Annotated in this window: 22 protein-coding genes; 8 read left to right on the plus strand and 14 right to left on the minus strand. The window is 58.0% G+C overall.

Features of this window, described 5'->3' with window-relative positions; all coding sequences use genetic code 11:
* Nucleotides 1–33: 33 nt before the first annotated feature.
* Nucleotides 34–1,107 carry a toll/interleukin-1 receptor domain-containing protein gene (locus OHL20_RS11840; RefSeq protein ID WP_263383383.1) on the minus strand — a complete coding sequence of 358 codons (1,074 nt, stop codon included), beginning with the start codon at nucleotides 1,105–1,107 and terminating at the stop codon, nucleotides 34–36.
* Nucleotides 1,108–1,482: 375 nt separating this feature from the next.
* Here OHL20_RS11840 and OHL20_RS11845 point away from each other — a divergent pair, with 375 nt between their 5' ends.
* The 3 genes from OHL20_RS11845 (at nucleotide 1,483) to OHL20_RS11855 (ending at nucleotide 2,454) form a co-directional block, all read left to right on the plus strand.
* Entirely contained in the window at nucleotides 1,483–1,821 is a 339-nt protein-coding gene (locus OHL20_RS11845) for a hypothetical protein (RefSeq protein ID WP_263383384.1), read from the plus strand.
* A 105-nt stretch (nucleotides 1,822–1,926) separates the two neighbouring features.
* Entirely contained in the window at nucleotides 1,927–2,127 is a 201-nt protein-coding gene (locus OHL20_RS11850; RefSeq protein WP_263383385.1) for a hypothetical protein, read from the plus strand.
* Between the two features lie 96 nt (nucleotides 2,128–2,223).
* Nucleotides 2,224–2,454 carry a DUF2171 domain-containing protein gene (locus OHL20_RS11855; RefSeq protein ID WP_263383386.1) on the plus strand — a complete coding sequence of 77 codons (231 nt, stop codon included), beginning with the start codon at nucleotides 2,224–2,226 and terminating at the stop codon, nucleotides 2,452–2,454.
* Nucleotides 2,455–2,520: 66 nt separating this feature from the next.
* Here the strand turns inward: OHL20_RS11855 and OHL20_RS11860 are convergent, their stop codons facing one another.
* On the minus strand, nucleotides 2,521–3,276 hold the full coding sequence (locus OHL20_RS11860) for an endonuclease/exonuclease/phosphatase family protein (RefSeq protein ID WP_263383387.1): 756 nt from the start codon (nucleotides 3,274–3,276) through the stop codon (nucleotides 2,521–2,523).
* A gap of 198 nt (nucleotides 3,277–3,474) precedes the next feature.
* Here OHL20_RS11860 and OHL20_RS11865 point away from each other — a divergent pair, with 198 nt between their 5' ends.
* Nucleotides 3,475–3,732 carry a GlsB/YeaQ/YmgE family stress response membrane protein gene (locus tag OHL20_RS11865; RefSeq protein WP_263383388.1) on the plus strand — a complete coding sequence of 86 codons (258 nt, stop codon included), beginning with the start codon at nucleotides 3,475–3,477 and terminating at the stop codon, nucleotides 3,730–3,732.
* 59 nt (nucleotides 3,733–3,791) lie between these two features.
* Here OHL20_RS11865 and OHL20_RS11870 read toward each other — a convergent pair whose 3' ends face one another.
* From OHL20_RS11870 to OHL20_RS11920, 11 genes are all read right to left on the minus strand, one after another.
* Nucleotides 3,792–5,072, minus strand: a complete 1,281-nt coding sequence (locus OHL20_RS11870; protein WP_263383389.1) for an aminopeptidase — start codon at nucleotides 5,070–5,072, stop codon at nucleotides 3,792–3,794.
* Between the two features lie 45 nt (nucleotides 5,073–5,117).
* Nucleotides 5,118–5,813, minus strand: coding sequence for a 4-hydroxy-tetrahydrodipicolinate reductase (locus OHL20_RS11875; RefSeq protein WP_263383390.1), 696 nt, complete (start codon nucleotides 5,811–5,813; stop codon nucleotides 5,118–5,120).
* Between the two features lie 10 nt (nucleotides 5,814–5,823).
* The gene (gene lysC, locus OHL20_RS11880) at nucleotides 5,824–7,257 is read right to left on the minus strand and encodes a lysine-sensitive aspartokinase 3 (RefSeq protein ID WP_263383391.1); all 1,434 of its coding nucleotides are present in this window, start codon (nucleotides 7,255–7,257) and stop codon (nucleotides 5,824–5,826) included.
* Entirely contained in the window at nucleotides 7,254–8,336 is a 1,083-nt protein-coding gene (gene asd, locus OHL20_RS11885; RefSeq protein WP_263383392.1) for an aspartate-semialdehyde dehydrogenase, read from the minus strand. The genes lysC and asd overlap by 4 nt, the downstream gene beginning before the upstream one ends.
* A 110-nt stretch (nucleotides 8,337–8,446) precedes the next feature.
* The gene (locus tag OHL20_RS11890) at nucleotides 8,447–8,734 is read right to left on the minus strand and encodes a hypothetical protein (RefSeq protein ID WP_263383393.1); all 288 of its coding nucleotides are present in this window, start codon (nucleotides 8,732–8,734) and stop codon (nucleotides 8,447–8,449) included.
* A gap of 37 nt (nucleotides 8,735–8,771) precedes the next feature.
* Entirely contained in the window at nucleotides 8,772–9,542 is a 771-nt protein-coding gene (locus OHL20_RS11895; protein ID WP_263383394.1) for a hypothetical protein, read from the minus strand.
* Between the two features lie 23 nt (nucleotides 9,543–9,565).
* The gene (locus OHL20_RS11900; protein ID WP_263383395.1) at nucleotides 9,566–10,594 is read right to left on the minus strand and encodes an isocitrate/isopropylmalate dehydrogenase family protein; all 1,029 of its coding nucleotides are present in this window, start codon (nucleotides 10,592–10,594) and stop codon (nucleotides 9,566–9,568) included.
* 11 nt (nucleotides 10,595–10,605) lie between these two features.
* On the minus strand, nucleotides 10,606–11,103 hold the full coding sequence (gene nrdR / locus OHL20_RS11905) for a transcriptional regulator NrdR (RefSeq protein ID WP_263383396.1): 498 nt from the start codon (nucleotides 11,101–11,103) through the stop codon (nucleotides 10,606–10,608).
* A 55-nt stretch (nucleotides 11,104–11,158) separates the two neighbouring features.
* Nucleotides 11,159–12,199, minus strand: a complete 1,041-nt coding sequence (locus OHL20_RS11910) for a lysylphosphatidylglycerol synthase transmembrane domain-containing protein (protein ID WP_263383397.1) — start codon at nucleotides 12,197–12,199, stop codon at nucleotides 11,159–11,161.
* A 59-nt stretch (nucleotides 12,200–12,258) separates the two neighbouring features.
* The gene (locus tag OHL20_RS11915) at nucleotides 12,259–12,975 is read right to left on the minus strand and encodes a lytic transglycosylase domain-containing protein (protein ID WP_317890957.1); all 717 of its coding nucleotides are present in this window, start codon (nucleotides 12,973–12,975) and stop codon (nucleotides 12,259–12,261) included.
* A gap of 255 nt (nucleotides 12,976–13,230) precedes the next feature.
* Complete coding sequence (locus OHL20_RS11920; RefSeq protein ID WP_263383398.1) at nucleotides 13,231–14,214, minus strand: HAD-IIB family hydrolase; 984 nt, start codon at nucleotides 14,212–14,214, stop codon at nucleotides 13,231–13,233.
* A 111-nt stretch (nucleotides 14,215–14,325) separates the two neighbouring features.
* Between OHL20_RS11920 and OHL20_RS11925 the strand changes: the two genes are divergently transcribed.
* The 3 genes from OHL20_RS11925 (at nucleotide 14,326) to OHL20_RS11935 (ending at nucleotide 17,225) form a co-directional block, all read left to right on the plus strand.
* Complete coding sequence (locus OHL20_RS11925; RefSeq protein WP_263383399.1) at nucleotides 14,326–14,709, plus strand: hypothetical protein; 384 nt, start codon at nucleotides 14,326–14,328, stop codon at nucleotides 14,707–14,709.
* 242 nt (nucleotides 14,710–14,951) lie between these two features.
* Complete coding sequence (pncB, locus tag OHL20_RS11930) at nucleotides 14,952–16,253, plus strand: nicotinate phosphoribosyltransferase (protein WP_263383400.1); 1,302 nt, start codon at nucleotides 14,952–14,954, stop codon at nucleotides 16,251–16,253.
* A 3-nt stretch (nucleotides 16,254–16,256) separates the two neighbouring features.
* The gene (locus tag OHL20_RS11935) at nucleotides 16,257–17,225 is read left to right on the plus strand and encodes a phospholipase C/P1 nuclease family protein (RefSeq protein WP_263383401.1); all 969 of its coding nucleotides are present in this window, start codon (nucleotides 16,257–16,259) and stop codon (nucleotides 17,223–17,225) included.
* Here OHL20_RS11935 and OHL20_RS11940 read toward each other — a convergent pair.
* Entirely contained in the window at nucleotides 17,222–17,740 is a 519-nt protein-coding gene (locus OHL20_RS11940; RefSeq protein WP_263383402.1) for a DUF2062 domain-containing protein, read from the minus strand. The two genes, OHL20_RS11935 and OHL20_RS11940, sit on opposite strands and share 4 nt — an antisense overlap.
* 162 nt (nucleotides 17,741–17,902) lie before the next feature.
* On the opposite strand from OHL20_RS11940, the gene OHL20_RS11945 reads away from it, so the two are divergent.
* Nucleotides 17,903–18,616 carry a lysophospholipid acyltransferase family protein gene (locus OHL20_RS11945; RefSeq protein ID WP_263383403.1) on the plus strand — a complete coding sequence of 238 codons (714 nt, stop codon included), beginning with the start codon at nucleotides 17,903–17,905 and terminating at the stop codon, nucleotides 18,614–18,616.
* The last annotated feature ends 62 nt before the right edge of the window (nucleotides 18,617–18,678 follow it).

Consider the following 18,678-nt stretch of genomic DNA (forward strand, 5'->3'; position numbering starts at 1 on the left):
AAGAGTCCGCCCTTGTTTGCGTGTTTGATCGATCTATCGGTTCATAGCTGCAAGGAGCTGCGTGACTACTTCTGGAATGCCTTTGACACTTGAAACGCCAAGCCTATCTGCAAGAGTCGGAGAGAACGCCAATACATCTCTTTGGTCGACTCCATGCCAAACGGGTAGTATTACTTTAACTCCGTTTATCTCTCTTGCCGCTAAACCATCAAGCTCTCTTTGTGGCCACTCTTTTTCAAAAAAAGCCTTACTGAGAATTACCACGCCGAATTTAGATCTTGAGAGTCCTTCATCTATTCTTCTGCGCAAGCTGTCTCCTACTGTTAGAGTGTATTCGTCATACCAGACATCTAAGCCCCTTAGCTTCAATTCTTCGGCCAATGGCTTCGCGAAAGCCTCTTTATCTTCACTTGCGTGAGAGATGAACACATGCCACTGGGACGCAGCCTTTGCAGCAACCTCTTTGGAAGTATCTAGTTGGTTATCAGCTTTGCCCTGTTTACGCTCGGGGAAGCTGAACGAAGATAGTAAGGTTTCTCGTTCACTAAACTTGCTCTTTCTGGTTTGCCACTCTGCAGTTGCTAGTTGCTTTAGTTCTATTTTCAACTGCTCTGCGGAAGGTCGGAGACTATTCAAATAGTTCTTAACCTTCGAGAGTTCACTTTCCATTGTTGCCTTTACCCCTGTAGCGCGCTCGTAAGTGGCTTCATAAACAAATTGAAGTTCTTGACCTACTACTTTTCCGCGTGGAGGATTCAGAGTGAAACTCGCTGGCTGAACTTCAAAAAGACCGCCATCGCCGATAAAAGGTATATGAAAGATGAACTTCAGCCCCTTTATATAATGAGGTCTCGATCGATTTGAAATAAATCGCATTGGGTCATGGCTGACGTCTACATCCACCTCTGTTTGACTCATCTCTATGTGAGCTTCTTGGAGCTGAGGCACCTCTATCTCGAACTCCGTGACTAAACGGTTAACGATCACAGCGTCATCTTCGCTAGCCCAAGATTCCGGCGCCTTGCGCGCATTCAATCGTAATGAGTTTTTCTGATTTTCTAGAACACTGTAGATGTCATGCCGGCTGAAGAGAAGATCGGAAGTCATAGGAAGCTTATAGCAGAATAGACAGGTTGGTACTACGTGCCATTCGCACGCAGGTTCTTGCCCGGGGTAATGTAGCGCGAAACCGTTCACTTCGCTTGATCAAGCATCCAGGATCGGGTGCCTTATCCTCTGCACCTTCATAAAGCCTAGGTGTTGCCAACAATAACGAACATCGCACCGCCCGAACGCGAGAAAGACGAACCATTCTCACTGATCGTTCGCTCGACTGCCATGCCACACAAGCCAGCCTCCGCCCCAACACCCCAAAAAATAAATAGTTGCCCAAAACTCCCACCAACCCATTGTGTCTCTACCTAACGTAAGCCAATCGCGAGAGTCTAAAGCCTCCGCGAAAAGACAGTTAGGAGACACACCATGAACTTCAAACACATCGCCCTCCTCGCCGCCCTCTCTCTCGCCCCGGCAGCCCTACTCGCCCAGACCCCGACCCCCGGCCGCAACGACTACAACGTCAACCAGCGCCGCGCCGACCAGCAGGGACGCATCGCCCAGGGTGACCGCAGTGGCCAGCTCACCCCCGGCGAGACCACGCATCTCGAGAACCAGGAGCACGGCATTCACCAGGAAGAAAAAGGCATGCGCGCCCAGGACAACGGCCACCTCACCCATCAGGACCGCACCACGCTCCACCACCAGCAGAACCAGCAGTCCCGCCGCATCTACCGCGACAAGCACAACGGCAGAGTCAACTAGCGCAGCCCGACCCATCCTTTCGCAACCTCCCCTCGAAAGGATGGGACCCCTAGCCACCCGTACCTCAAACGGCGTAGAATTCCTTCAATTTGCGGGGATATTCCTATGGCACTCGAACTTCAACACGCACACAGCACCGGGCCCTTCCGCTGGAAGCTCTTCCTTCTCATCATCACCATCATGGGCTCGATCACCGCCGGCGCTATCATCCTCACCCTCATGGCCCATCCTTCAAAAGGCGGCGTCCACGCCCCGGCCCCCGAACCTGTCTCCCGCACAATCTCAGCGAACATAACGACAGCATAAACATCGCCGTCCACCGACACAGACAGGCACAACAGCAGCTTCCTACGTGACATCTCAACCTCCTGAACCACCAATTCAACTGAGTTCAGGAGCATCATGGTAGACACAACACAGATCAGCGAGCACATGGAAGTCGTCGGCTCCGACGGCCAGCACGTCGGCTCCGTCGACAATCTCGGCATCAAGCTCACCAAGAAGGACCCGCTCGCCAACGGCCAGCATCACTACATCAAACTCGAACTCGTCGCCTCAATCGACGGTGGCAAGGTAGTCCTCAACGTCCCCGCCTCCGAAGCAATCAGCATGGAAAAAGAAGTCGAGAACTAGTCCCACATCCAAGTAGCACAACCGAGGGAGTGGCCAAAGCCGCTCCCTCGGTGCATTCAACCTCTGCTAAAAAGTAAACGTAGCACCCATCGCAAAGTGGTCCTGCGTCTTTGTGCATAAACTATCGAGCAGCCCCTTATGTGGCCCGTTGGATAGGTCCGCACAACTAGTCGCCTGATCTCCAAGAATGTAATCAAACTTGTGCTGGATACCCTGCTGGAAGTCCGCAAAGTAGTTCGTCAGATTGTCATTATTGAAGTCCCCAGCCAGGATCGTCAGATGATTCTTCAGCACTGCCTGGTCCAGCACGAACGAATCGTCAAAGTGGTCCAGCGCTGCTCGATGCGCAGCATCCACCCGTGTCGGAGCATGCCAGGTAAACAAACCAACGGACTCTCCCGTAGCAGTCATCGTGAACCTGCAGTAAGCCGGTGGCCTCGCGGCAAAACCCTGTCCACGCGCCTCCTGCACGCTTCTTGGAGCAGTGATATTCGCGTCGTTCAGAAAGTTCACCAGCCCGAGCTTCTTACTGAGTTGCAGCACGCTCTGCTTATACAGCACGAAGATCTGCTTCATAGACCCCTGTGCGTCAAGGTATTGGCGCCCAATAATTGGTGGCGGGTTCGGATACTCCCGAACTGGTCCCGTGTATGCGTAGTCCCCCGAACTCTTCAGTCCATGGCTCAGCTCCGCATAGAAGGAACTTGTTGCGGGTACCTCCTGCAACGCAACAATATCTGGTTTGATCGTCAGTATCGCCGCTGCAATCTGACTCGCTGGAACTCCCTGCATGTTGAGAGACAGCACGGTGAGGTTTGGCATACCCATCTCCTCGCTAAAGTGATTGGGTGAAAGTGTAAGCGAAACTCCTCGCGAAGTGGTAAATGCGAAATAAACATCAGTCTCTTAATAAAGAATCTCACCGCTTTGCATCAAAACGTAGGACTTATCGATTCCCACCGTCAGTCTCAGCACCACATCTCAGCGTCTGCCTTGAAGGCACACAAGAAAGCGGTTCCCATGTTTCATCTTCTCTGGGTCGTCCTGATCGGCCTCATCGTAGGCGTCATCGCCAAGTTCATCCTCCCCGGCGACAACCCCGGCGGCTTCATCGCCACCGTCCTCATCGGCATTGTCGGCTCATTCCTTGGCACCTTCATCGGTCGATCCATCGGCCACTATGGCCCGGATCAGTCAGCAGGCTTCCTCATGTCCCTGCTGGGCGCACTCATTCTCCTCGCCATCTACCATCTCCTGACCCGACAAAAGATTCGCTGACGAAAAGAAGAAAGCCACTGCAATAAGCAGTGGCTTTCTCCATCCAGACAGCCGGACGTCTAGACCCACTCCCCAAGCCGCATAAGCGGTTCAGAAGATCCATCCGCAGCGACCCCATCCACATTCATCTCGCCCGAACCGATCATCCAGTCCACATGAATCAAGCTCGAATTAGCACCCAGTCCGGCCAGCGTAGCCTCATCCATATGCTCTCCGCCCTTGAGGCACGTCGCATAAGCCTGGCCAAGCGCAATATGGCTGGCTGCATTCTCGTCGAACAACGTGCTCCAGAACAGAATCCCACTCTGCGCAATCGGCGACGAGTGGGGAACCAGCGCCACCTCCCCCAGCCGTCGAGCACCATCATCTGTGGCGATCAGGCGATTCAGCGCATCCTCACCAGCCGTGGCCGTAGCCTTCACAATCTTCCCGCCCTCAAACGTGCAGGTAATATTCTCAATCAGCGTCCCCTGGTGCGATAGCGGTTTGGACGCCTTCACAAAGCCATCCACCCTGTCCTTATGCGGAGTCGTGAAGCACTCTTCCGTCGGGATATTCGCATTGCAGAACACTCCATTACCGGCCTCGCCGCCGCCGCCCGCCCAGAGATGATCGTCCGCCAGCCCAACCGTAAGGTCCGTCGTCCCACTCTCATTGTGGAATCGAAGCGAGTAGAAGCGCTTCTCATTGAGGTACGCGACGCGACCATGAAGATGCCGGCTATGTGCCTTCCAGGCCGCAACCGGGTCGTCAGACGTCGCCCGCGAAGCCGTAAAGATCGCATCCCAGAGCTTCGAAACTGCCTCGTCCTCACTCACGCCTGGAAACACCAGTTTGGCCCACGCCGGGGTAGCCGCAGCCACAATCGACCAGTTGATCGCATGGCGCGTAATCAACTCCATCGCCGGCTTATTCGCCTTCGATCCTGCAATATTTGCCCGCGAAACCTTCGCTGGGTCCTGTCCCGCCAGCAGCGCAGGATTCGCTCCGGCAATCGCCAGGCGCGCCGCCCCGCCACCAAACGCGGCCGCAATTCCGTCTGCCATCCACTGGGCGGCATGGTCAAACGAGCCATCCTGCGCATACTTGTAGCGCGCAAGCACCGTCTCGTCATCCCCATAAAAAGTGGTCACAAGCAGCGCGCCAGCCTTATAGGCATGCTCCGTAATGCGTCGCACCAGCGGCAGCATCTCAATCGACGCAGAGATCAGCAGTTCCTGTCCCGCCTGCAAATTCAGCCCAACATGGACAGCAACCTTGGCAAATCGATCGAGCTTCTCTTCAAAGGGGAGTGAGGCGAAGTCGAATGTGGGGGACACGGGAGCGACGGCAGTTGACATCTCTCTAGCCTAGAAGTTGCGGCACCTAAATAGCAAGCGCCGCCACTAGCTGGTCAACTTTGTGTAGACGTCCCGAAAGTCATAGCAGCCTGTCTTCTGCAGAATCAGCCACTCGGCTGCCCGCACCGCCCCCTCGGCAAACCCGCGCCGCGAGAACGATTCATGCGTCAGAATCAGCCGGTCCGAACCACTCTTAGCCTCGAGCACGTGCAGCCCCATCACATCGCCCTCACGCACCGCCTCAATCGGCACCTCGGGAATGCCAGCCGCCGCCTGCACCATCTCACCCAGGCTGATCGCCGTGCCCGAGGGCGAGTCCAGCTTGCTCAGGTGGTGCGTCTCCGCGATCCGAAAGTCATACCCCGCACCCTTCAAGGCCGCGCCCATCGTCGTCGCGATCTGCAGCATTACCTGCACCCCAATCGAAAAATTCGTACCGTACAGCAGGCTGCCGCCGCGTCGTTCTGCCAGTCCGCGCATGTCGGAAAGCTTCTCGTACCAGCCCGTCGTGCCGACAACCATCTTCGCGCCGGTAGCCAGGCACGCCCGCATGTTTTGGACCACGGCCTCAGGCGCTGTAAAGTCGATCACCGCATCGAACCCAGCCACAAACGGAGCCGTTAATGCCGCGGCCTCTTTGTTCTCCTTCGCGTCCAGCACATGGACACCGTGCCCTCGTTCCGAAGCAACATCTGCGACCAACTTGCCAGTCTTGCCATGCCCCAACACCAATATCCGCATTGTTTCCTCTCTAAACCTCAGCGCCCGTCATCACGCGTGCAGCCACATCAAACACTGTCTCATCCGGTTGCGCGAAGAAGACCTTGTGCAGGCTGCGAATCGCCTCCTCCACATCATCCTCTTCGATCATGAAGCTCATGTTGATCTCGCTCGCACCCTGCGAGATCATTCGCACATTCACATGCCCAATCGCCGAAAAGACGCGACCAGCGATCCCGTTATGCCCGCGAATATCCTCACCGACCAGGCACACCAGCGCCTTCCGGCCCTCATACTTCACATCGGCAATCTTGCTCAACTCCGCGCAGATCTCAGGCAACCGCTGGTTCGAGTCCACCGTCAGCGAGATGCTCACCTCGCTCGTCGACACCATATCAATCGCGCACTCATACTTGTCAAACACATCGAACACAGCCTTCAGATAGCCATGCGACATCAGCATGCGGCTCGCCACCACATCGATGATCGTCAGCCGCTTCTTCGCCGCAATGCTCTTAAAGGGGCTGGCACACGGAGGCGCAAGCGCTGTAATCTTCGTGCCCTCGTTCTCCGCATTCCGCGAGTTCAGTACCCACACCGGAATACTCTTCTGCACCGCAGGCAGAATCGTCGCCGGGTGCAGCACCTTTGCGCCGAAGTACGCCAACTCCGCCGCCTCTTCAAAGCTGATCGTCTTCACCCGCAGCGCATCCGGGCAGATCCGCGGATCGGTCGTCATAATCCCGTTCACGTCTGTCCAGATCTCAATCGCCCCGGCATGCAGCCCGCCGCCAACCAGCGCCGCCGTGTAGTCGCTCCCACCGCGTCCAAGCGTCGTCGTAATGCCCGCCGCGTTCGACCCAATAAAGCCGCCCATCACAGGAGTGCTTCCCGCCTCAAGCAGCGGCAGCACATACTCAACCAGCTTCTGCTCAATCGCAGCCTCTTGCGGAACTGCCTTGCCATAATGATCGTCCGTAATGATGCAGGTCCGCGCATCGACATGCACGCCGCTCAGCCCACGCTGATCGAGCGCCGCAGCCACCATCCGGCTCGACAGCCGCTCGCCAAAGCTCACCACAAGATCGTTGGTACGTGGTGTCAACTCACCCACGGCGGAGATGCCGCGCAGCAGGTCATCCAGCGCGTCGAATTCATGGCTCAGCAGGTTCTGAATACCGGCGAATCGCTCTCCATCCAGCAACTCCGCCGCCGTATCGATGTGCCGATGCCGCAGCCGGGCACACAGCGCCAAAGCTCCAGCCTTGTCACCGCGGCCCGCGGCGTCGGAGGCAGCGAGCAACATATCCGTCACCTTCGCCATGGCCGAAACCACGACGATAGCCTGCAGACCGCGCCGCTTTCGACCCTCGACAATAGCCGCGGTCCGCAGCATCGCCTTGGCATCTTCAACCGAGGTCCCGCCAAACTTCATCACGACAAGCTGTCCCCGCGGTGTGCTCATGCGACCGCCAGCTTCTTCAGCGGATCGAGCTTGCCCATCAGCGCCAGCACCTCTGCATTCAATACCGCCGCACCAGCAGCCCCACGGATCGTATTGTGCGAGAGCACGACAAACTTCCAATCCAGCAGTGGGCATTCACGCAACCGGCCAACGACGGCAGCCATTCCACCACCGCGCATCCGGTCAAGCCGAGGCTGCGGCCGATCCACACCAGCGTCGTACTCCACAGGCTGGTCAGGCGCAGTGGGGAGGTGCGCGCTATCGAGCGGCGCAAATTCGCTCCACGCCGCAAGAATCTCCTCACGAGTCGCCTTCTTCTGGAACTTGATGCTCACACACTCCGTATGACCATCTTCGACCGCGACGCGATTGCAGTGCGCACTCACCTTCGCATCCAGCATCTCCACATGGCTGCCGTTCAACGTGCCGAGGAGCTTCTGAACCTCCTCCTGCATCTTCTCTTCTTCGTTCTTGATGTACGGGACCACATTGCCCAGAATGTCGAGCGAAGCCACGCCCGGATAGCCCGCCCCGCTGATCGCCTGCATCGTGCTCACAAACATGCTCTCGATCCCGAAGCGCTCCTGAAGCGGCTTCAACGCCAGCACCAGCCCAATCGCCGAGCAGTTAGGGTTCGTGACGATATAGCCGCCACTCTCCTTGCGCCAGCTTTGTGCCTCGATCATCGCCAGGTGATCGACGTTCACCTCGGGGATCACCAGCGGCACATCCGCCGTCATCCGGAACGCGCTCGAGTTAGAAATCACCGCGCAACCGGCAGCCGCAAACTTCGGCTCCAACTCGCGTGCGATATCCGTATCCAGCGCCGCGAAGATGATGTGCGGCAACTCGCCAACAGCACCCTCGGGAATGTTCGGCTGCATCGTCATCGCCGCAATCTTAGCGGGCAACGGCGTATCGAGCTTCCACCGGCAGGCTTCGCCGTAGGTCTTACCGGCACTACGATCGCTGGCCGCAAGCCAGGTGATCTCAAACCACGGATGGTGGCTCAGTAACTGAATGAATCGCTGCCCGACCATGCCGGTCGCGCCGAGAATACCAACCTTACGCCGTTCCATATCTTCTTAGAATAACGCGGTGAAGCCTGCGCTGGCACGAATTCCGCAGAAGGTACATGGCCTGGCTATAACGCACACAAAAGGGGCCGCTCTGGCCCCTTTTGAATTCACTAATAATCGTCTCGCCGCCGCCGTCGATTGACCTGATGACTACCACCACCCCAGACCATCAGCAACGCAATCGCATGGATCAAAAACCAGATACTGAACCCTTGATCCTGATAGATCAGGAACAGGATCAGAAGGCGTGGCACCAGCAGCGCCAGCAGCGGAGGAATCCATCCCGTACCCAGGTGAAAGTGGACCAGGTCGCGGTCGAACCACGCCACAACAAGAGCAATACGTGGGAGAAAGAGAGAGAAGATCAGGAACCACAGCGGAAGCCAATGAACGATCATCTACACCTAACCTCGTGAAAATATAGGATGCTGCATCCTACTTCATCGCGAAGCTAAAGTCTCCCTTTGCCGCTCCTTTGGCCGGAACCGTCACCGTCAGCGTCTGCTCGCCCAGCTTCTCATGCACGGCGCCAAGCACATACTGCCCCGCCGGTAGCCCCTTCAGATCGAAGTGTCCCGCCGCATCCGTCACCGCGAAAAATGGCGTAGCCGACACGTTGATAAATGCATTCATCCACGGATGGTTGTTGCACCGCACCGGCATCATCGCCTCCGCCTTGTCGAACCGCTTCAACACCGGTGCACCCTTCGGTCCCTGCGACACATCGATCGCTTCGTTCCCCACCACCGCAGGCATCGTGTGGATGTTGTGCATCGTCGCATCCGAGTTGCGGAACTCAACCGACCCACCCTGCATCACCGCGATCACGTGCGGCGTATACCGGCAGCCCTTCTGGTCGAGCACCGCAGCCGGTCCGTTGCTCATCGCTGCCACGACCATAGCCGGACCGCTCTTCACATACACATACACATTCGCCAGCTTGCCATCCTTCACCACGTACTGCTCCGCGGTAAAGTCCGCACTACCCGACATCGCACACGCCGGGTCCATGCTCGTGTCGATCTTCACCGCCACCGGCACCTTGCCCGTGAAGTGAACCGTCCCACTCACATCCCCCAGCGTAGTCGGATCAAGTGGAGCGACCTGCTTCTGAGCCTCGATCTTTGCCGCCGGAGTAACTTCCTTGGACTTGCAACCCTGAACCAGGCAAGCCGCAACCACCACCAACACAACATAGCGCTTCATCGACAACTCCAAATACCCCAAACCTAAGCCGCCGACTCCATCGCCGCAATCACCGCATCCGCAAACGCCTTCGTCCCGCTCGTGCCGCCGACATCTTTCGTCAGAGTCGTCCCAGCCGTATACACAGCCTCAATCCCCGCCTGCACCCGCTCCGCTGTAGCCGCCTCATCCAAATGATGCAGCATCAGCACCGCACTCTGCAGCAGCGCCGTCGGGTTCGCCATATCCTTCCCCGCAATATCCGGAGCCGACCCATGCACCGCCTCAAAGATCGCGCACTCGTGCCCAAGGTTCGCTCCCGGAACCAGCCCCAACCCGCCCACAAACGCCGAGCAGAGGTCGCTCAAAATATCCCCATACAAATTCTCAGTCAGCAAAATATCGTACTGGTACGGATTCATCACCAGCTGCATACAGGTGTTGTCGACGATGTGTTCCTTGTACTCCACCTCAGGAAACCCGGCCGCCACCTTCCGCGCACAATCCAGAAACAGCCCATCCGTCAGCTTCATGATGTTGGCCTTATGGATCGAGTGAATCTTCTTCCGCCCATGCTTCCGCGCATAGTCGAACGCCGCCTTCGAGATCCGTGTCGAGCCCTTCTCCGTAATGATCTTCAGCGACTGCGCCACACCCGGCACAATCATTAACTCCAGTCCAGCGTACAAATCCTCCGTATTCTCGCGGAAGATAATCAGATCCACGCCCGGATAGTTCGTCTTCAATCCAGGCAGATTCTTGATCGGCCGAAAGTTCGCAAACAGGTCGAACTTCTTCCGCAGCGTCACGTTGATCGATGAGAATCCACCGCCAATCGGCGTCGTCACCGGTCCCTTCAGCGCCACCCGATTCTGCTCGATCGACTCATACAGCGCCTTCGGAATGTACTCGCCCGTCTTCGCAAACGCATCCGCGCCCGCGTCAAACGTGTGCCAGTCGAAGCTCACGCCGGTAGCTCCACCAGCGGACTCCAGAATCTTCACCACCGCAGCCGTTACCTCAGGACCAATCCCATCGCCCGGAACCAGCGTCACCTTATGCGTCGTAGCCATCGTCTCTCCTTTTAGTCCTTCGCCCGCGCCCGGGAATCTTTCCCGTCGCCAATCTTCCTGCTGCTGAGCAATTCTTCCAGCTCAGCCTTGAACTCGCTCACATCCTTGAAGTCTCGATACACGCTCGCGAACCGGATATACGCCACCGTATCGATCGCCTTCAACCGCGTCATGATCAGCTCGCCAACCTCGCTCGTCGACCGCTCCCGCTCCGAAGAATCCACCACGAACGCCTCTGTCTCGTCCACGATCTGCTCCAGCAGTAGGGACCCGACCGGCCGCTTCAGGCACGCGTGCATCAGCCCGTCCAGCACCTTGTGCCGGTCGAACTTCTCCCGTCGCCCATCCTTCTTCACTACCATGTAGGGTATCTCGTCAATGCGTTCATAGGTCGTGAAGCGCTTGTTGCAGCGCTCACACTCCCGCCGCCGGCGAATCGAATCCGCCTCTTTACTCTCGCGCGAATCCACAACGCGATCTTCCGCAAACCCACAGTAAGGACACTTCATTGCAATCTCAAGATTCTAGCAGCGAAGCCGCCGACGTCGTCCCCTGGCGACCACGTCACTCCGCCGCGTCCACACCCGCAATCGCCTCATGCTCGATCGCCGCCGGCTTCAAACTCACCTGCTCAATCTGCGCGAAGATCAGCCCCACCGGCACAATCGACAGCATTGTCACCACCAGTAGCAACGCACCGCATGCCGTGGCCGCTTCGATCGGCGCTCCGTAGAACGCCTGCATCGCCGCCGCCATAGCCGCAATCTGTGTAAACCAGCCGATGATCGGCAGCGTCAGCAGACCGCCGCCAATGCTCGCCGCCATCAGCAGCATCGTGCGCGAAAAGGTCAGTCCCGCCAGCTCCGGCGTCCGCACAAACGCATGTGCCGTCTCATAGTATGCCCCGCCGATCATCCCCCACATCGTCAGCGAGATCGCCAGTACCAGCAGAAAATCCTGGAACGAAGCCAGCGTATTCAGCCCATCCCGAAACCCAAGCACCTTCGTCGCAAAGCTCTCACCCGCAGGTTTTGAGAGTCGCCCAATCGTAGTCCGCGCAAACGCCGCGACAGCACCACCCGCAATCCGGACCGAGACCGCAAACACCGCAATCGCCACAGTCACCACAAGGCTGCCCAAGCCAACGCGCACGAAAAGATCGTGATGCGGCAGACCTTTCGGCGTCACCGCCATCGCCGTCGAGAAGATGATCGCCGCCGCCGCCAGGTCGAACATTCGCTCGATCGTATACACCGCCACCTGCGAACTCAGCGAAAGATCCACCCGCTTCGCCAGCAGATAAGGGCGCGTCAGATCCGCAAGCCGCCCAAACAGCGCGACCGCCGTAAACCCAATAAACTGCGACCCCACCAGCCGGGTAAATGGCACCTTCTTCGTAGGCGAGATAAAGATCGACCAGCGCCACGCCCGCAGCCAGAACGTCCCCCAGATCAACGCAATACCCGCAGCCAGATGGCCCAGGCTCACCGTCCGCAACTGCAGCATAAACGCGCTCCAGTCGAAGTGAATTCTGCCGCGATTCAGAAAGACGGTCACCGCTAACGCGATCAGGATGACGAGGAAGATGGCATTGCGTTTCTTCATGGCTGGCTTTGCTCTATTCAGGGAGAGGATTTGCTACGGATTGGCAAAGCTTGCTGCTCTTACGGTGCACTGGCGGTCAGCGCTAACATCTTACGGCGGTTGAACTCCCGAATCACGCGCGCCACATACGCCTGCGTCTCGCGATACGGCGGGATACCATGCCATCGGTCTACCGCACCAGGTCCGGCGTTATACGCTGCCAGCGCAAAAGCCACATTATCGTGATAACGCGTCATCAACTGGTCGAAGTATGCCGTTCCGCCAGCAATATTCTGGTCCGCCTGAAACGAATCCTTCACCCCAAGCTGTGTAGCCGTTCCCGGCATCAACTGCATCAAGCCCCTGGCGCCAGTCCGCGAGACAGCCCGAACATGACCACCGCTCTCGGCCTTGATCACACTCGCCAGCATGTCCGCATCAATATGGTGCTGCTCCCCGGCCCGGGCAAGCATTACCGTCATCTCTGCCGTCGTAGGAGCTACTGCCGTTTGAACTATCGCCGCCGCTTTCACAATCGCCGGAGCGGGGATCTCATCAGGAAGCGCCTCAACCTTCACAATCGCCGAAGCCGCAACCTCAAAGTAATTGGATACATCATTGCTCTTCCCGCCAAGCAGGTAGAGCCGAACCCGTTCCCCGTCCGCCTCACGCCGCACACAGTCAAACTCAAAGCCATTCTTCAGCGTCACGTGCTCCGCCGCCCGCGCCAGCGGGCAAACAGCCGCGATCACTGCAAGCAAACGGATACCGTGCCGAATGTAACGCCGAACCATCATGCCTCTCAAGGCTACCACCGCCCCAACCTTTCCAAACATCCTCCACCCCGAAAACAAACGTCATCTCGACCGGAGAACCCGGGGTGGAGAGACCCCGTATTGCTCGTTCTCCAATTCCTGAAACTCCAGAGGAAGTAGACGTCTGCCCGACCCACAAACTGTCAACCTGGGCGAAAACGAAGGAGCTACATCGTTTGCCTTTCTAGCTGTTATTCCCGAAGGGACCCTTGCGTCCGTCTGTTGGACGCACAACCGCTAAGCCAGGACCACTTCCTGCTCACTCAAAACCGCCTCAATCGCCTCAGCCACTCCATCGGCATCATGATGTCCACCGATCGCCCAGCCTCGTTCCAGGGCAACCACCTTCAGATCCTCCGGAGCGTTCTTCATCAGCACCGCCCGCCCCGCGATCTCCAGCATCGAAACATCGTTCCAGTTATCCCCAATCGCCATCAACTCCTCCGGCTGAATTCCCCAGCCCTCGGCGAGCCGCAGCAGCGCCACGCCCTTGCTGCACCCGGCAGGAAGAATATCGACGATACTCAGGTCCCGCGCCGGATACTCCGTCCGACTCAGCGCAATCGTAGCCCCCGGTCTCGCCTCGCTCGCCGCCACACCCGCTGCCGTCACCTGCGGATGCTCCAGCAGGTGCGCCTCCGCCCGCCGCATCCGCTCCACCGTGCCGCAAAGCATCATCTGGATTGGCGGATTAGGCGCCTCCTGCCCATCCCTCGCCAGCAGCGCCCGCTCGATCGGCACCACGCACTCTATATAGGGTGCATTCGCCGCAACCCACCGGTCCACATTCGAGGTCAGGTTCTCCAGATTCTCAACCACCAGCGACCCAAAGCTGTCCTCACCATCCGCACCCACCCGGTCGAACGTGATCACCAGCGCATCGCGGAACTCCGCAACGTACTCACAAAGCCACAGCGAGATCTCCGTCGAGAGGAAACTTCGGTTCAGCAGCCGCGCTCCGTGCCCAAGGTACCGCGTCACGGTACCGTTCGAGCTCACCAGCACGCTCTCCTCGCCCAGCCCAAGCCCCCGCAACTGCCGCATCGCGTAGCAATGCCGACGTCCCGTAGCAATCACCACCCGGATTCCAGCCGCCTCAGCCGCTTCAATCGCAGCAAGATTTCGAGGGCTCACCCGCGCATCCAGCCCAAGAAGTGTCCCATCCATATCCAGGGCAATCATCCGCACCATCGGTAAGTCTCCCTGCTTCCATTCTCGCATTCCAGCAGGCTGCTAGCTGTAAGTGACTATTTTTGTGCTATTTACCGGAAATTAACGCCGTCGTGGTCCGCTCTCAGGCGATACTTGGGCAGGCACCACAAAGGTCTGTTTATGTTTCACAAAAATGTACGAAGCTCCTCCGGGAGTGGTTCTACCGCATCAACCTTTCTTCTCAAGCACCTTTCGCAACAAAACACTCAACAGTCTCTGCGTCCAATCCTCGTCTCCCCGATCTCTTCGGGCGACGATGGCACCCCGTTCCTTCCCGCCTCCTCACGGCTGGTCGATCTGGTCGCAATCTCGGCACATCGTTGCGCGTCCTTCTTCGCGGAAGCCGCCGTCCTCGTTCTTGTGCTCGCACTCCTCGACCGTTTCATGGCGAAGGGAAGCATGAGCAGCGGTTGGATTCTCACCACCATCACGCTCAGCCTCACCCTCCTCGCCGCCAGCGTAGCCACAGACTTCACCGCCCGTCGCTGGCTCAAAGCTCATTAGTGACTCCCCCGCGCCAGCCTCCTGCGCCCGTCAGGCGTAAGAGACCGTGCGCCTGAATTAAGTCGAACAACTTGACAAACATGAGCCCCGCAGACCCCCTCAGGGCCGCGCCGGTACCCTCCCTGCGTCGTTTCGACCTCTGACTAGTCCAGACTTAAACTCTTTGTTTTGACGACTTTGGACTTTAGAGGAAAAACATTTAAGGTACCCTAACGACAGAAGACCAAGGGGGAGAGCCAAAAGTGCAGGTCAACTTCGCAGAGCGAGCCGACAATCACAACTGGAAGCTCGACCCCATCGTGCGCTCCCTCCTCGACACCGACTTCTACAAGCTACTCATGCTCCAGTTCATCTGGAAGAACTTCTCAGACGTCCACGTGACCTCCGAGATCGTCAACCGCACCACCACCGTCGAACTCGCCGATCAGGTCTCCACAACTCTTCTCATCGAGCAGATGGAGCACGTCCGCAGCCTAAGGTTCGGCCGCTCCGAACTCGTCTGGCTCGCCGGAAACACCTTCTACGGAACCCGCAGCATCTTCCAGCCCGACTTCCTCGACTGGCTCGAACACGGATTCAAGCTCTCCGACTACGAGGTCACCGAGCACGACGGCAAGCTCTCCATCCGCTTCTCCGGCCTCTGGCGCGAAGTCACCATGTGGGAGGTCTACGCCCTTTCGCTCGTCAACGAGATGCGCACCCGCAGCGCTCTTTCCCAGCTCACCGAACTCGAACTCGACGTCCTCTACGCCCGAGCCAAGACCAAGCTCTGGGACAAGATCGAGCGCCTCCGCACCGTCCCCGGAGTCCGCGTCTCCGACTTCGGAACCCGCCGCAGACACAGCTTTCTCTGGCAGGAGTACGCCGTCAAAGCCATGCGCGTCAGCCTGGGCGCCAGCTTCAGCGGAACCTCCAACACCTTCCTTGCCTACAAGCACGACCTCGAAGCCATCGGGACCAACGCCCACGAACTCCCCATGGCCCTCGCCGCCCTCGCCAACACCGAGGCCGAACTCCGCCAGGCTCAGTACCGCGTCCTCGATCTCTGGCAGCAGAGCTACGGAGGCTCGCTCCTCATCCTCCTCCCCGACACCTTCGGCACGACCCAGTTCCTCGCCGGGGCACCTGAGTGGGTCGCCGATTGGACGGGTCAGCGCATCGACAGCAAAGACCCGATCCTCGCCGGAGACGAGTACATCGCCTGGCTCGAAGCCCGCGGCCGCGACCCCAGAAAGAAGCTCCTCATCGCCTCCGACGGCCTCGACGTCGAAGAGATCCTCCGTCTCCACACCTACTTCAACGGCCGCATCCGCTTCAGTTCAGGCTGGGGAACGCTGCTCACAAATGACTTCCGCGACTGCCATCCGCGCGGCGAAACCGTGCTCGACCCAATCAGCCTCGTCTGCAAGCTAATGACCGTCAACGGACGATCTGCCGTCAAGCTGTCCGACAATCCCCGCAAAGCGACCGGCCCAACCGAAGAGATCGCCCGCTACAGACAAGTCTTCGGTAGCGAGACCGCCGAGCGCGTCGTTGTCGTCTGAGAGATGAAGCCTCTATATACTTTGCCCATGGGCAGACTCCTCTCCGCACTTCGCTTCTCAGCAGCAGTTGTTCTGCTCCCGATCGTCACCGCACAGCCATCGTTTGCATGGGGTTCTGACGGCCACAAGCTGATCAATCGCCTGGCAGGCACCGCGTTGCCCGCAGACGTTCCAGCCTTCCTGCGCTCGCCCGCAGCCATCGACGCGCTGGGTTACTACGGTCCTGAGCCCGATCGCTGGCGCTCGCCCGCAGAGCCTGAACTGAACGCCGCACAAGCGCCCGAGCACTTCATCGACCTCGAATACGCAGACCTGGTTGGAACGTTGCCGCGCCGACGCTACGACTTCATTCGCGCTCTAGCCGCCGCCCAAGCAGCACATCCAGACATTCCGCTGACCCCCGAAAAGGTAGGTCTGCAGCCGTACGTCACTATCGAGATCTACGAGCGGCTCAAGAGCTCCATGCGCGACTACCGAACGCTTCTCGCCGCCAAGCAGGACACCAAACCAGTCGAGTGTGAGATCACCTTTCTCGCTGGCTGGCTAGGCCACTACGTAGCGGACGGCTCCATGCCCCTCCACACAACCATGCAATACAACGGATGGACGGGGCCAAATCCGAATGGCTACACGACAGAGCATCACATCCACGCACAGTTCGAGAGTGACTTCGTTGCCGCGAACGTGAAGCCAGCCGATGTAGCTCCGTTGATCGCAGCCAAGCCAGTCGTCCTGAACGACGTCTTCGCCGAATACGTAATCTATCTTCGACACTCACATACGCTGGTCGAAAAGGTCTACGAGCTGGAGAAGACGGGAGCATTCAAAGGAGCAGGAACGCCGGACGGCAAGACCATGGTCGATCAGCAACTAGCTGCAGGAGCAACAGAGTTGCGCGACATCATCTACACCGCATGGATCAAGTCCGCCGATCCAGTGCCTGAGTATCGACCAGCAAAGGCAGGAAGCTAGAGCGAAGAGTCTGACGGCAGAATGGGATATTGATGCCGATCGATGCGGATCAGAAGGCGTCTCAAAATCGGAGTGAGAGCAAGGGCAAGTGGAGGTGCAGCAACGATGGCCAACACAAGCCACACCAGCAAAGCGTGACCTTCCCAAAGCCAGAGTTGACGCGTAAGAGCGATGGGATTGACACGAGCCGCTTTGAGCAGAGAACCCGGAGAGAGCGGCAACGGTGCTGTATGAAAGAGACGACTCCCAACGCGGATAAACGGAACGACCAGCAGTATCTCAAGCGGGTAGACGACATGATTCGCAAGCTGCGAGGCAGCAACATTGAGACGGAAGACAAATGCAATCGCAAGGCAAAGGATCGTCGTGCTGCCGAGTAACGGGTTGATGCCAATCATCAACCCGATCGCGATGCTCCAGGCAAGCTTCTCCGGGCTCGCTCCCATCCGCAGCAAGGCAAGGACGGGTAGGATGAAACGGCGGTAGAGCCAGCCGTGATGGATGGGTTCGTTCACGTATCAACAGGATAGAGTGCGCGGTGCATGACAAAGTTGCGTAACAACGCTTCGATGACAAGGAAATGACGTCAAATTGGGACGCACAGCAGCAGCGTACGCCGAAGAAACGAGAGAGTCTTGAACGTAGGGAGAGGTACGAGATCGATCTTCAGAAGCCTGATGCTGGCTGGAATGTTCGTAGAAGCAGGAACTGAACTGATCCTCAAGCGACCCTCAACCAGGGAGAAACGCGCAGACTGGCTTCATCGCTTCTGTGCTCGCTCGATGCGGCGCATGGGCATAACCGTTACCGTTCACGGGCGCTTTCCAGAGCGAGGCTCGCTCATCACCAATCACCAGACGTACCTCGACATCGTGATGCTTGCGTCGCTTCATCCATGCGTCTTTGTCTCCAAGGCTGAACTCGTCAGCGTGCCTGTTCTCGGATGGATGACGACGATGTCAGGCACAGTCTTCGTAGAGCGTGGTCGAGGTGGATCCGCGTTGCGCGCGAGCGCTGGCATGAAGGCCGTTTCGAAAGCTGGTCTGCCGGTGGTCTTCTTTCCCGAAGGAACGACGACAAGTGGAAGGGAAATGTTGCCGTTTCGCTCTGGTCTCCTCTCGCAGGCGATGGCTTCTGGAGAGCCAATCACCGCTGGTTACATCAAGTACACGATGGGTGCGAACAATGGGTCCGATGTCTCGGTTGAGGAGAACGTGAGTTGGGGCAATCTCCCGATGTTCACGCACATCTTCACCTTCCTCGGATTGCGCGGCGTCCATGTTGACGTCCACTTCGGTGATGCGCCGATCAGGTTTTCAAGTGACTTGATGCATAGAAAGGCAGCAGCAATCGAGGCGCACGCGGCTGTCCTTCTACTGAAGCCACTCTGATTCTGTAAACGAAATGCAATCAATGATTCAACCAATGTTCACCCAATAGAGACGACCTGTTA

This window comes from Granulicella arctica, assembly GCF_025685605.1.
Taxonomy (GTDB): domain Bacteria; phylum Acidobacteriota; class Terriglobia; order Terriglobales; family Acidobacteriaceae; genus Edaphobacter; species Edaphobacter arcticus.

Excerpts from the sequence above, each read along its gene's own strand:
- OHL20_RS11845 (WP_263383384.1), top strand. The coding sequence starts at position 1,483 with ATGAACTTCAAACACATCGCCCTCCTCGCCGCCCTCTCTCTCGCCCCG.
- OHL20_RS11945 (WP_263383403.1), top strand. The coding sequence starts at position 17,903 with ATGCTGGCTGGAATGTTCGTAGAAGCAGGAACTGAACTGATCCTCAAG.
- lysC (WP_263383391.1), bottom strand. The coding sequence starts at position 7,257 with ATGAGCACACCGCGGGGACAGCTTGTCGTGATGAAGTTTGGCGGGACC.
- OHL20_RS11920 (WP_263383398.1), bottom strand. The coding sequence starts at position 14,214 with ATGCGAGAATGGAAGCAGGGAGACTTACCGATGGTGCGGATGATTGCC.
- OHL20_RS11925 (WP_263383399.1), top strand. The coding sequence starts at position 14,326 with ATGTTTCACAAAAATGTACGAAGCTCCTCCGGGAGTGGTTCTACCGCA.
- OHL20_RS11840 (WP_263383383.1), bottom strand. The coding sequence starts at position 1,107 with ATGACTTCCGATCTTCTCTTCAGCCGGCATGACATCTACAGTGTTCTA.
- OHL20_RS11860 (WP_263383387.1), bottom strand. The coding sequence starts at position 3,276 with ATGCCAAACCTCACCGTGCTGTCTCTCAACATGCAGGGAGTTCCAGCG.
- asd (WP_263383392.1), bottom strand. The coding sequence starts at position 8,336 with ATGGAACGGCGTAAGGTTGGTATTCTCGGCGCGACCGGCATGGTCGGG.
- OHL20_RS11855 (WP_263383386.1), top strand. The coding sequence starts at position 2,224 with ATGGTAGACACAACACAGATCAGCGAGCACATGGAAGTCGTCGGCTCC.
- OHL20_RS11900 (WP_263383395.1), bottom strand. The coding sequence starts at position 10,594 with ATGGCTACGACGCATAAGGTGACGCTGGTTCCGGGCGATGGGATTGGT.
- OHL20_RS11935 (WP_263383401.1), top strand. The coding sequence starts at position 16,257 with ATGAAGCCTCTATATACTTTGCCCATGGGCAGACTCCTCTCCGCACTT.
- OHL20_RS11870 (WP_263383389.1), bottom strand. The coding sequence starts at position 5,072 with ATGTCAACTGCCGTCGCTCCCGTGTCCCCCACATTCGACTTCGCCTCA.
- OHL20_RS11890 (WP_263383393.1), bottom strand. The coding sequence starts at position 8,734 with ATGATCGTTCATTGGCTTCCGCTGTGGTTCCTGATCTTCTCTCTCTTT.
- nrdR (WP_263383396.1), bottom strand. The coding sequence starts at position 11,103 with ATGAAGTGTCCTTACTGTGGGTTTGCGGAAGATCGCGTTGTGGATTCG.
- OHL20_RS11910 (WP_263383397.1), bottom strand. The coding sequence starts at position 12,199 with ATGAAGAAACGCAATGCCATCTTCCTCGTCATCCTGATCGCGTTAGCG.
- OHL20_RS11850 (WP_263383385.1), top strand. The coding sequence starts at position 1,927 with ATGGCACTCGAACTTCAACACGCACACAGCACCGGGCCCTTCCGCTGG.
- OHL20_RS11895 (WP_263383394.1), bottom strand. The coding sequence starts at position 9,542 with ATGAAGCGCTATGTTGTGTTGGTGGTGGTTGCGGCTTGCCTGGTTCAG.
- OHL20_RS11915 (WP_317890957.1), bottom strand. The coding sequence starts at position 12,975 with ATGATGGTTCGGCGTTACATTCGGCACGGTATCCGTTTGCTTGCAGTG.
- OHL20_RS11875 (WP_263383390.1), bottom strand. The coding sequence starts at position 5,813 with ATGCGGATATTGGTGTTGGGGCATGGCAAGACTGGCAAGTTGGTCGCA.
- OHL20_RS11865 (WP_263383388.1), top strand. The coding sequence starts at position 3,475 with ATGTTTCATCTTCTCTGGGTCGTCCTGATCGGCCTCATCGTAGGCGTC.